This window comes from Gimesia panareensis, from assembly GCF_007748155.1.
Lineage (GTDB): Bacteria > Planctomycetota > Planctomycetia > Planctomycetales > Planctomycetaceae > Gimesia > Gimesia panareensis.
This window is the reverse complement of the sequence record NZ_CP037421.1, coordinates 2,108,118-2,121,017: the sequence shown is the minus strand read 5'-3', so window position 1 is coordinate 2,121,017 and position 12,900 is coordinate 2,108,118. Positions and strand designations below refer to the sequence as shown.

At 51.3% G+C, this 12,900-nt stretch carries 5 protein-coding genes; 2 read left to right on the top strand and 3 right to left on the bottom strand.

The genetic code is table 11. The annotated features are described in order from the left end of the window. Window positions 1-104 precede the first annotated feature (104 nt). Window positions 105-1,532: a DUF1501 domain-containing protein gene (locus Enr10x_RS07950; protein WP_145106020.1), complete on the bottom strand. Its 1,428-nt coding sequence runs from the start codon at window positions 1,530-1,532 to the stop codon at window positions 105-107. A 255-nt stretch (window positions 1,533-1,787) separates the two neighbouring features. Between Enr10x_RS07950 and Enr10x_RS07945 the strand changes: the two genes are divergently transcribed. Together Enr10x_RS07945 and Enr10x_RS07940 are read left to right on the top strand one after the other, a co-directional pair. After that, on the top strand, window positions 1,788-4,298 hold the full coding sequence (locus Enr10x_RS07945; protein ID WP_145106016.1) for a DUF1549 and DUF1553 domain-containing protein: 2,511 nt from the start codon (window positions 1,788-1,790) through the stop codon (window positions 4,296-4,298). A 16-nt stretch (window positions 4,299-4,314) separates the two neighbouring features. Beyond that, window positions 4,315-6,741: a hypothetical protein gene (locus tag Enr10x_RS07940; RefSeq protein WP_145106014.1), complete on the top strand. Its 2,427-nt coding sequence runs from the start codon at window positions 4,315-4,317 to the stop codon at window positions 6,739-6,741. Window positions 6,742-6,781: 40 nt separating this feature from the next. Here Enr10x_RS07940 and Enr10x_RS07935 read toward each other — a convergent pair whose 3' ends face one another. Both Enr10x_RS07935 and Enr10x_RS07930 read right to left on the bottom strand, forming a co-directional pair. Continuing rightward, the gene (locus Enr10x_RS07935; protein WP_145106011.1) at window positions 6,782-8,440 is read right to left on the bottom strand and encodes a Glu/Leu/Phe/Val dehydrogenase dimerization domain-containing protein; all 1,659 of its coding nucleotides are present in this window, start codon (window positions 8,438-8,440) and stop codon (window positions 6,782-6,784) included. Beyond that, window positions 8,437-12,534, bottom strand: a complete 4,098-nt coding sequence (locus Enr10x_RS07930; RefSeq protein ID WP_197997520.1) for a response regulator — start codon at window positions 12,532-12,534, stop codon at window positions 8,437-8,439. Before Enr10x_RS07930 ends, Enr10x_RS07935 begins: the two co-directional genes overlap by 4 nt. Window positions 12,535-12,900: the final 366 nt, after the last annotated feature.

Sequence of the window (12,900 nt, the reverse complement as noted above, 5' to 3'; positions counted from 1 at the left end):
TCTCAAGGCTGCAATCTAGTGACAGCAAACGAAGCGCGCAGTGATACTCAGAAGAAAAATGAGTCAGGCACAAAGACTCTAGCATGCGTTTGACGTGTATCAGTTCAGGCTGAGACAGGTGCCAATTCTCGAATCGGCTTCCCGAAGGGCAGAATCGGAACCGGTCGCCCCTGCAAGTCATGCAGGATATGTTCGTGATCGATTCCCAGGTGCCGATAAACCGTGGCCCAGAGATCGTTCGGCGTGAGTCGGCGTTCCACCGGATATTCCCCTTTCGGGTTCGTGGCTCCGATCACCTGGCCGGTTCGCATACCGCCACCGGAGACCAGAACAGACATCGCTTTCGGCCAGTGATCCCGACCAGGCTGCATCACACCGGTCTGGGTTCCCCGCTGAACCGAGATTTTCGGAGTCCGACCAAATTCACCAGTCACAACAAGTAAGACACGACGGTCGAGGCCGCGCTGATAGAGATCTTCAATCAACGCAGAGACAGCCTGATCGTAAGGAGGCAATCGCCATTCACAGTCTTTGAAGAGGTGTGCATTTACGGCATGGGAATCCCAGTTGTAGGCGGCTGTCTTAGGTGTAGCTGTTCCCGGGAAAGGATGTTCCCAGACCATTGTCACAAACCGGACACCAGACTCGACCAGCCGCCGTCCCAGCACAGCACGCTGACCATAGGCATTCCACCCATAGCGATCGCGAACCTCTTTCGGTTCCTGAGAAAGGTCAAAGGCGCGCCGAACTTTTTCACTGGTCAGCATGTCGACGGCCTGGCGGTTAAAACTGTCCATCGCTTCCATGGAACCACTTTTGTCGACGTCCCGGCGGAAGTTATCGATCCCTTTCAGCATCGCAATCCGATCATCCAGCCGCGATTCCATTGAGGATTTAACGCCAATGTTCTGTACCTTGAAGTCAGGATCACTGGGATTGCCTGCCACCATAAATGGAGTGGACGATGGTCCCAGATAAGCAGGTCCCATGGCGAAAGTATCAATGGAAGCGCGAGAAGCGTCCACTTCAGTCACACAGACCGGCATTTCATTCCCAGGCTGCTCCAGCATTTTCTTCACGATCGTATTGACAGCCGGTGCGTCATTGATAGTGCCCACAGGAGTGGCGGGAATTCGACCGGTCATCAGTCGTTTATGTCCGCCACCATGGTCGGCAAACTCATGATGAATAGAGCGAATCAGAGTAAACTTGTCTGCGATCTTCGCATGCTGAGGCAGCATCTGGCAGACGTCGAGACCGGGTACGTTGGTGTGAATCGGAGCATATTCCCCACGGTACTCGACGGGGGCTCCCGGTTTCATATCATACGTTTCCATATGAGGGGGGCCGCCCGGCAGCCAGACGAAAATCACGGCTGTATCATCAGTTGGGTTCCCTGCCGATTTTGCAAGGGCCTGCTGTTGCAGCAAATCAGCCATCCCCAGACCAAGCATGCTCGCTCCACCGATCTCCAGGAAGGTGCGACGTTTGATAGGCCCAGCACAACGTTTATTTCCGGCTCTGGCACTCATGAATTCATTATCCCGATCAAAGTATGCCTGTCTGCTCATTTTCTTAACAAGTACACATCAACGTATTGTAATGTATATTGCATCGTTTAGAATAGAAATTCAAGTTCAATTTAATTTCAGATTCTGCCGGAATTCAAATTGAAAACTGTCCGCCACTCCCTAAATACTGATTGACAGACCAGTTAAGATACTATTTCCATAGACAACAGGCCAACTCGGGTGGAATTCCAGATTCCGAACACGATGGGAAGACCGATGAAATTGAAGCATTTAATACTGCTGTTTGTTTTGTTCGCAGGACTCCTGTCAGGGGAACTGGAGAATTCTTCTCAGGCAGCTCAACTGGAAGCCTACCTGCCAAACCAGGCCAAGAACATCGAATTATCAGATCCCGATGCACGTCAGCAACTGTTGATCACGCTTAAAGAGGAATCAGGATCTCTCCGCGATGTGACCCGGGAAGTGAAATACCAGATCGTACCAGCCGGTATCGCTGAAGTCAGCCCGACCGGTTATGTCAGGCCTCTATCCAATGGTACCGCCACCATCACTGCTCAACTGGCTTCCGCCCCTTCCATCAAGATTCCCGTCCATGTCTCTTCATTCGAACAACGTCGACCCGTCAGTTTCTATAATGATGTCATCCCGCAACTCACCCGTGGCGGATGTAACAGTGGTGCCTGTCACGGCACCCCCTCTGGTAAGAATAATTTCCATCTTTCACTGCTGGGATTTGAGCCGGGAAATGATTTTGAATACATCACCAAGGAATCACTGGGGCGACGTATCAACCCGGCAGCCCCCGAAACCAGTCTGCTGCTCCAGAAAGCTGCTGGTACTGTTCCCCATGGTGGGGGCAGTCGCTTTAAACCGGATGGTGCAGAAATCAAGTTGATTTCCCGCTGGATCCGGGAGGGCATGCATTACGATCCGGAAAAAGAACCCACAGTTACGAAAATCGACATTTTCCCCAAGGACCGAGTCCTGCCGAAACAGGCCACACAACAACTGGTTGTCACCGCTTATTTTTCTGATGGGACAGAACGGGACATTACCCGCATGGCGGAGTATAAGCCTAACCAGCCCAAGATGTCTGAAGTCAACGAACATGGTGTAGTCAAGTTAAAAGACCAGACGGGGACAACGTCTGTCATGATCCGCTTTCAGGAACATGTCGCCGTTTTCATGACCACGATTCCCCTGGGGCAACCCACGCCTCATCTGCCGACTCCTGAAAACTTTATAGATCAACACGTGTTTGCCAAACTGAAAGTGCTCGGACTCCCCCCTTCTGAGCGTTGTGATGATTCCACATTTCTCAGGCGGGTTACTCTGGATATCACCGGGAGAATTCCCACGCTGGAACAAACGAAAGCGTTTCTGGCCGACCAGCGACCTGATAAACGGGCTCGCAAAATCGACGAACTGCTCAACAGTCCGGGATACGCAGACCTGTTTGCCTCCAAATGGGCTGGTATTTTACGCAACAAGGCCGGGGGTAACCTCGAACAGGTCGCTCGGGAAACTTTCGGATTTCATGCCTGGATTCGTACCAGCCTGGCGATGAATAAACCTTACAACGAATTTGTCACAGAACTGGTTACTGCCCGCGGCAAACCAGGCACGAATCCTGCCGTTTCCTGGTATCGGGCTGTCAAAGATCCCAAGGATCAGATGGCAGACATCGCGCAGGTATTTCTAGGGGTCCGCATTCAGTGTGCTCAATGCCATCATCATCCCTATGAAAAATGGAGCCAGGACGATTTTTATGGCTTCCAGGCCTTCTTCAATACACTTGGCCGTAAGGAAGTTTACAAGCTGCCTGAGGATGACATCGTTTACCATAAGCGGATTGTTGCTGTCGCCAAAAACCCCAATACGGATCAAGAACTAAAGCCAACCCCACTGGATGGAGCAGCCCTGGAAATTCCTGCTGAACGGGATCCACGCATCGATCTGGCCAACTGGATCACCGATCCTCAAAATCCCTTCTTCGCTAAAATGCTCGTCAATCGTTACTGGAAACATTTTTTTGGTAGAGGCCTGGTTGAACCGGAAGATGACATTCGGATCACCAATCCGGCTACGCATCCTGAACTGCTGAATCAGCTGGCAGATTCTTTTGTCAAATCGAATTATGATCTCAAAGCAATCTGCCGCACGATCTGTAACAGCAGAACCTATCAGCTCAGTTCCTTCCCCAATCAATACAACCAGAATGATGAGCAGAACTATGCCCGCTATTATCCAAGACGGCTCCCTGCGGAAATGATGCTGGATGCAATGAATGATGTTGCGGGGGCCAGAAATAATTTCAACCATCAACCGGTAGGAATCCGGGCTGTGGCACTACCCGATGATTCAGCGAATGTTGAGTCCTTCTTCCTGCGCGTCTTTGGTCGTCCACAGATGGATACGGCCTGCGAGTGTGAGCGTACTGCGAACGCAGATCTGGCCCAGAGCCTGCATCTGATCAATTCGGATACGATGCAACAGATCCTCTCCGCTTCCGATGGTCAGGCAGTCCAGCTGGCACGTGAAAAAACGAAGGATGACCAGACTCACATTAAGGAGCTTTACCTGCACGCCTTCTCGCGATTACCAACTCAAAATGAGCTGGAAACCGGCCTGAACCACCTGCAGAAAAAACGGAATCAGTCGAAAGCAGATCCAAAGAAATTATCCCTGGAACAGGCAGAGAAACAGGCCTACGAAGACATTATCTGGGTGATGATTAATACTAAAGAATTTTTATTCAACCACTAAATTTGTGAAGCGAAATATGAAAACGATCACCAGAATCCAGCCCGATTTCTGCCTGCTGCTCTCCCTGCTGCTGATCGGCATGTTTCAGCAAGCTGCGCATGCCCAGTTGCCGACTGCGGATCTCAGGCAGCTTCGTCCATTTGCAGCCCCCGCTGGAAAAACGGTTGAAGTCTCGATCATCGGTTCCAACCTGGATCAGGCCTCCGAACTGCGATTCTCTCATCCGGGCATCAATACCAAGCCGGTCATGCTGCCCGCAGATGAATTTCATGCCCAACCAAGACCTCAGGGATCCCGCTTCCAGGTCTCAGTCGCCCCCAATGTCCCGCCAGGGATCTATGAGGCACGCGTGGTTTCTTACTTCGGCCTATCGACAGCACGTCCCTTCGTGGTAGCTGAAGCGGACAGTCGAGAAGTTGCAGAAACAGGCAGCCATGCGACGCGTGAAACCGCGATGCCGGTTGAGCTGAATACTGTGATATCAGGTGATGTCCCTTCGCGGGGAATTGACTGGTATCAGCTGAAAGCAGGAGCAGGACAACGCGTTTTAGTTGAATTATTGGCGCACCGTATTGACTCACGCCTGGACGGTCAAATTGTGGTTTATGATTCTCAAGGACGAGAAGTCACCCGCAACCGGGACTGGTACGGACGGGATTCGTTTGTCGAAATCAATTCCGAACAGGATGCCACTTTCTATCTGGCGATTTCTGATATCCTCTATCGGGGAGGATCGGAGCACTTTTATCGCCTGAGCATTTCGGATCGGCCCCATATCGATTTCATCTTCCCGCCTGCTGGTGAACCGGGATCCACACAGACCTACACCATCTACGGTCGGAACCTTCCTGGAGGCAGTTACGGTAAATCTGCGAATCTAAATGGTCACAAACTGGAATCGGTCGAAGTTGAAATCACGCTGCCCGATGTCGCAGGGCCACCCGGGAGTTTTCAGTCTGGCAAACCACGACAGGGACTGCTGGATGGATTTGATTACCAACTGAAAAATTCCAATTCAATCAAGATCGGTTTCGCCACTGCTCCTGTGACTCAGGAGAAAGCTGAACTGGACCGACAGACTGTTTCCATACCCACAGAAGTTGCCGGGCGATTTGATGAACCGAATGACGAAGATCAGTTTGTCTTTCGCGCCCGGAAAGGGAAAACTTACTGGATCGAAGCGATCGCTGACCGGATGACTTCCCAAGTCGATCCCCTGCTGATTGTACAGCAGATCACCCGATCTCCTGAAGGAAAAGTCAACATGAAGAAGCTGGCAGAAAATGACGATCTGCCATCCTATTTCAGCACCCATAACAAAAACGCCATCAACCTCGACTCAAACGATGCTGCGATTTCCTTCGTAGCAGAGCAGGATGGGGAGTATCTGGTCACGATCGTGAATCAGTTTGGAGGGGGAGGTGCAGACAATCTGTATCGCCTGGCGATTCGAGAACCCAGGTTCGATTTCCATCTGATCGCTACAACAGAACGCCCCCTCCCCACCAACCGAATCGGTTACTCAGTTACCCCCCTGCTGAGACATGATGCTAACTGGGGGGTGCGTATCGTGGCTCCCCGTCAGGATGGCTTTACTGGAGATATTGTCGTCACAGCCGAGAACCTGCCTCCCGGCGTTACAGCCAAACCTTTAGTGCTGAGCGGAAAAACTGATCATGGAATTCTGATCCTCTCTGCTGACGATACGGCGAAATCCTGGGCAGGGGAGATTCAGATCAATGGCGAAGCCCAGATTAATGGTCAGCAGGTCGTAAAGGAAGCGCAATTTGCATCCCTGATCTGGGGACACATCTTTGCTGACGCCATTCGTGTTCGCTCACGGCTCACAACGAGCATGCCCCTTGCGGTCAATGAACATGAAACGGCACCAGTCATCATCTCGCCTATAGAAGACAAAGAGTGGACCGTCGAACTGAATCAGAAGTTGGAAATTCCGATCAAACTGACCGGCAGTGGGAACCGGAAAGGTAACCTGACAATCGAACCGCACGAACTGTTTGGCATCCAACGCAATCCACCGACAGTGAATATCGCTGAAAAAGAGACCGAAGGTAAGCTGGTCATTGATTTCCGGCCCACAGGTAATTTCAAAGTCGAGCCCGGAAAGTACCAGTTTGCCCTGCTGGGCGTTGGTGTAACTGAATACCGCCATAATCTACCCGCCAGTCAGGCAGCAACAGAGGAGTTGAAGCGGATCGAGAAGCTCATCGAACAACTCAAAGCGGAAGTCGCATCGAGCAAATCAGAGGCCGACAAAGCCAAAGCTGCAGCCGACAAGCTGGCGCGAGCTGAAAAGCTGATGGCCCAGGCGGCACAGGCAGCCAAATCAGCAGAATCCAAATCGGCTCCTGCCAGTACGAAATTCGCTGCCTGGTCCAAGCTGATTACCGTGAATGTCACCAAACCTGCAGAGAAGAAATAGCGCTTCGCGCTGCAAATTGAAGATGACTGTTTCGTGTTTTTTAAGGATATAACCCACGTGCCAGTTTTGCCTGCGACACGCGTTCAATTCCTTCGATCAAAGCTGCTGTCCGCATATCAAAGTTATTCTTCTGGGCGCGATTGAGTGTTCGCTGAAAGGCATCCTGTAGTATGTGTCTCAACCGTTGATTCACTTCATCCAGGCTCCACATGTAGTTCTGCGTATCCTGAACCCACTCAAAGTAGGAAACGGTCACACCTCCGGCATTCGCCAGAATATCGGGAAGAATAAAGACTCCTTTTTCGTTGAGTACTTCGTCCGCTTCGAGCGTCGTGGGCCCATTGGCGCCTTCCGCCAGCAGACGGCATTTGATTCGATCCGCATTTTCCGCTGTGATCTGATTTTGCAGTGCTGCAGGGACCAGGATATCGCATTCCAGTTCCAGCAGTTCCTGATTCGTAATCGCTTCCCCTTCAGAATATCCTTCCAGGAAACGATTCTGAGCTACATATTCCAGTAATGAACTCATTGAAAACCCGTTCGGGTTATAAATCCCTGTGGTGGCATCACTCACCCCGATGACCTTGACTCCCAGGTCACTCAAGAACTGAGCAGCATGACTACCCACATTACCAAACCCCTGCACGACCGCGGTTGACTCACTGAGATTCATCTTCAGATGACGGGCCGCTTCCTCAATCAGGTAGACCACTCCTCTCCCCGTCGCCTCATTACGCCCTCGTGCCCCCCCCAGCACTACCGGTTTCCCGGTCACAACAGCAGGAACTGTGTAACCGACCTCCTGGCTGTAGGTATCCATGATCCAGGCCATCACGCGTTCATTGGTCCCCATATCGGGTGCGGGAATATCTTTCTCAGGTCCAATGATAGGGCTGATTTCTGTGGCAAAGCGTCTCGTCAGACGCTGTAGTTCATGCCCTGTCAAACCAGTCGGATCAATTCGCACGCCCCCTTTAGCACCACCAAAAGGCAGATGCACCAGGGCACATTTCCAGCTCATCCACATCGCCAGTGCGGAGACCTCACCAAGACTGACATCCTGATGATATCGAATCCCGCCTTTGGTCGGCCCCATGGTAAGGATATGCTGTACCCGATACCCAAATACGGTTTCCACTTCGGTATAATGATCTCGTCGAAATGGCAGTGTCACTACCAGGGTCCGTTGAGGAAACAAAAGTCGCTGGCGGATGTTGTCGTCCAGCCCCATATATTGTGCAGCCTTGAGGAACTGTCGCTGGGCCAGTCGAAACATCGGCGAGTCCCATTCAGCATCTCGCACGCGCGTCCGTTCAATCGCATAACGCAGAGAGCGGGTCAGAGAAGTGCGGCTGAGCTGGGTCTTTACCAGGTAATCCTGTGCCCCAGCTTCGACCGCTTTTGCCGCCAGTTTGACATCGTCCAGACTGGTGACAATTACGATGGGAATTGCGGGGGCGAACGACCGGACCCTGATGAATGTATCCAGATCCTCGCTGTCGGGCAGAGTCAAATCGAGGAGAATAATATCAACCGGAACTGCTTCCAGAAGTTTCAAACCTTCCTGCAGGGAGCCTGCATGCTGTAATTGAAATACGGGAGATCGGGATTCTCCCAGTAAGGTTTTGACAAGTCCGACATGAATGGGGTTATCTTCGATGAATAATACTTTAACGCCACTTCCTGATGCGATATTCATCCGTTATTTCCTTCCATAGCTGTAGAATCAATGTGAGCAGAAACCGCTGGCAGTAAGCGATCGATTTCCTGTTCCAGTGCTGGCAAAGCATCTCGCGCTTCGTCCAGTTTCTCATCCTTACCAAGGATTTCCAGTTTGAGCGCAGCTTCGGAAGCATGCTGCGCTTCAAACACCGCTGCCGAACTTTTGAGAGTGTGAGCAGCCCGCCTCAGAGACTGCGCATCCCCGGCTTGTAATGCTTCTCGAATTTCATTTAATAATTTTGGTGCTTCCTGAAGAAACATCTGCCCCAATTCACTCAAGGCTTCAGCTGGGATTTCCGACTTCTCCATCGCCTGTTCCCAGTTCAACACCTCTGTATCATCTCTCTCTTGTTCATGCTGGTTCATCGTAGCATCCTCCTGAGATTTTTCTGGTTGAACGTTAACAGCTTCCTCTCTCTGTTCAACGATGGCTGGCTCTGCCTGAGCTTTTTTCTCTTTCGAATTCAACTGCAGTGTCTCTTCGATCATCTGATATAATTCCCGCACACGCACTGGTTTTGAGACATAACCATCCATACCGGCTTCCAGGCAGCGTTCCCGGTCCCCCTTCATTGCATGCGCGGTCATCGCAATGATCGGTATATGTTCGTCTTTTTCCTGCTCATATTTGCGGATCTCACGCGTCGCCTCAAGACCATCCATCTCCGGCATCTGGACATCCATCAGAATGAGATCGAATTGCTCTGACTTCCTCTGTTCGACTGCGTCTTTCCCGTTCGTGACGACTTTGATCTGGTGCCCATGTGGTTTCAGCAGGGCGAGCGCCAGTTTCTGATTCACGATACTGTCTTCTGCCAGTAGAATTTTTAATGGGGGGATGCGTTTTGCCAGTTCGGCTGTTTTTGATTTGACCGTGTGGTGATCTTCCCCACTCATCCCCAGTGTTTCCGCAATGGAATTAAACAGTTCCGACTGTTTGAGAGGCTTTATCAGGTGTGCAGCAATTCCAAGTTCCCTGCAACGGGATATTTCATCCCGTCGATCACTTGAAGTGATCATCATGATCACCGCGCTGCCCAGTTCCTTGTCATGCTTAATCTTACTGGCCAGCTCAAACCCGTCCATGGTCGGCATATTGGCGTCGACCAGTACCAGATCGAAAGGCTCACCAGCGTGTTGTCTGTCGTGCATCATCTGCAGTGCATCTTTTCCACGCGTGACGGTTTGCGCCTTCATTTTCCAACTGGAAAGCATCTCGTCCAGAATCTGGCAGTTGGTCAGATTATCATCGACGACCAGAACGCGCAAGTCATCCAGATGTGCTTTGACCAGAGGGTCGTTTGCAGGAACCTTTTCCCGGGTCAGTTCAAAATGAGCCGTGAAATGGAATTCACTTCCCTGATCCACCTCGCTGATCACCCAGATCCGCCCCCCCATCAAATTGATCAGACGTGAAGCGATCGCCAGTCCCAGACCGGTTCCACTGAAGCGGCGGGCCATCGATTCATCAACCTGCTCAAAGGCCTGAAAGATCTGTTTCTGTTTACTTTTGGGAATTCCAATTCCGGTATCTCTGACAACAAAATGCAGCAATACATCTCGCTTCGATTGCGATTCCACATTGACATCCAGTACCACTTCTCCTTCATCGGTAAACTTGATCGCATTCCCCACCAGATTCACAATGATCTGGCGCAAGCGATAACGGTCACCGACAATCGTGTCCGGAACCTCAGGGGACAGGTGAAACGCCAGCTCCAACCGCTTATGATGTGCCCGCACCGCCAGCGATTTCATGGTATCTCCCAGATTTTCCCGCAGGTGGAATGGCGCCTGATCCAGGTCGAACCGACCAGCTTCAATCTTCGAGAAATCGAGAATGTCATTGATCACGGCCAGCAGAGATTCTCCGGATTCCTGCACCATGGTCATATATTCCCGCTGAGTGGCATTCAGATCTGTATCCAGCAATAATTCAGTCATACCGATCACGGCATTCATGGGAGTACGAATTTCGTGACTCATTGTTGCCAGAAAGGCGCTTTTGGCCCGACTGGCCGCTTCGGCAGCTTCTTTAGCTCGTTTCAGTTCTTCCTCAGCCCGTTTGACTTCTGTAATGTCGTGCACAAAGGCTGCGAACAGAAAACTGTCCCCCTGTCGGACTGGTGTGATCGTAAGCTCGACGGGAAATTCATGGCCATCCTTATGGAGTGCGGAAAGCTCCAGCCGCTTATTCAGAACAGGACCTTCTCCAGAGGCAAGATAGTTTTCGATGCCCTGCATGTGCTGCAGCCGGTATCGTTCCGGGATAATCGTCTCGACCAGCGAGCGCCCGATGGCTTCCTCATGTGTCCAGCCAAAGGTGACCTCCGCCTGTTCATTCCAGTCGCAAATTTTACTTTTCTCATTGATCCCGACAAAGGCTTCATGTGTCGTTGCCAGAATCGCCCGGTTCTTCTTATCCCGAGATTCCAGTTGCTCCTGTGTCGCTTTAGCTTCGGTAATATCGTGCATCACGATCACACCGCCACGCAGATCTCCTCGATCATTTTTCAATGGACGAGCGGTCACACTGATCCAGGTCCCGTCCGGAATGTCAGGATTTTTCAGGAACAGGATCGCATCATCCAGGGATTCCCCGCGCATCGCCCGTGCCAGGGGCAAATCTTCTGAGGGACACATGGTGACGCCATCAGCTAGATAACAACCATAAACCTGAGACCATTTCGATGGATCGACATTCTGAGGACCGATGCCGACAATCTGCTCGCCTGCCGGATTCCAGAAGACAGAATTACCGTCCTGGTCTGCAACAATGACCCCGTCTCCCATACTGTCCAGAATTGATTGCAGGATTTGAGTCTGACGCCGCAATTTCTTCTGCGAAGCATTCAGTTCCGCAGTTCGTTGTTCGATCCGTTCTTCCAGTTGATCGCGCGAAGCTGCCAGTTCGGAGGTCATATGATTGAAGGCCGCTCCCAGCATCCCAACCTCATCAGTTGATGTGATCGGCACACGAACATCCAGATTTCCCCGTGCAATTTTAGAAGCAGTATCAGCCAGTCCCAGCACAGGTTTCGTCACTCTCCGCGCAACCAGGAAAGACACCACCATCCCGAAAAAGACGAGACCAAACTGTAACCCGAGCAACAGGTGACGTAAATGCGTCACCGGAGCGTATGCTTCTGTCAGGTCGATCTTCGCTACCATCCCCCAGGGAATGCCACTGGCTGGCTGATAATCAACAGGACGATAGAAAACGAGCACTTCATCGCCGCTGTAATGCATCACCTCTGATCCACTTTCACCATCCAGGGCTTTCTCCATTGCGGGCACATCTTTCAGAGGTACAGAACGCTGATTACTGCCTTCCGGCGTTAATAAATAGCGCACCTGATCATCCTGCCTGGTGGCTACCAGCAGAGCTCCCGTATCCTGTAAGCCGGTCCGATTGGTCAGAATCCTCTCCAGAGGGGTCACATCCAGCCAGACCATCAGGACACCAATCAACTCCCCCGATTCACCTTTCATGGGAGCCATGAGATAAGTCACATATTTTCCATCGACTTTTTGAGGATAATCCAGTTGGGGATGTTCTTTCGCATCCAGAAATCCAGGATCATCGGCAAAGGTCTGGTTGAGAAAATTCTCACTCGTTGCAGTAATGACGGTTCCTTCCGGATTCACAATCCAGAGATCCCGAAATTCGGATGAACTCCCCGATTCGGTATCCTCCAGAATCCGCTTCGATTCAGCTCTGAACGTAGCCTGATCCAGCTTGCCCTGTTCGAAATCCTGGATCAATTCGCGTAAATGGGTCCGGCTGGTGACCAGGGCAGCGCGATCCAGCTGCTGCTGGACATAACCTTCAAATAAAGCAGCCCGGTCACTGACGACCAGCTGGAGACGGACCCGGATATTGTCGTGTAGAATATCCCGTGCAAAGATATAGGCGAGGTGCCCCAGAATTCCGGCAGTAAGAACCACCACGATGGCAACAAACAGCGTGTTTTTCAAAAGCAAAGACCGCCAGAATGAAGGAGGCTCCGCTGTAAACGAACCCTGATCCTGTGGCGGCGTGACGGGAATCTGTTGTTCGGAAGCGTACATCAAGACTGCCCTTCCTTTAACCCGATACAGCCCTGCCTCGATGGGAAGTTTTACCCGCGATCCCACTCTGGGGACAGGAGACATCGCCTCATAGCAATGTATCTGCTGATTACTTACTGTATCGGCCTAAGTATATTGTACGCAACAACCTTTGTTTTGGAAACAGGCCGTCTCGCGGTTTATGGATCTGTCCGAACCATCGTCAAAAAAACGGTCATCACACCTTAATCAGCCCCTTGGGTCCGATTCACTCTCCAACCAGACACACCACAAGATATAAAGCAATAAAATGAAATAACTTAGAGCCCAAATACCATAAATCAACTCTCTAGATTTTCAAACTTTTTGTTACGAAAATCCTGTCTC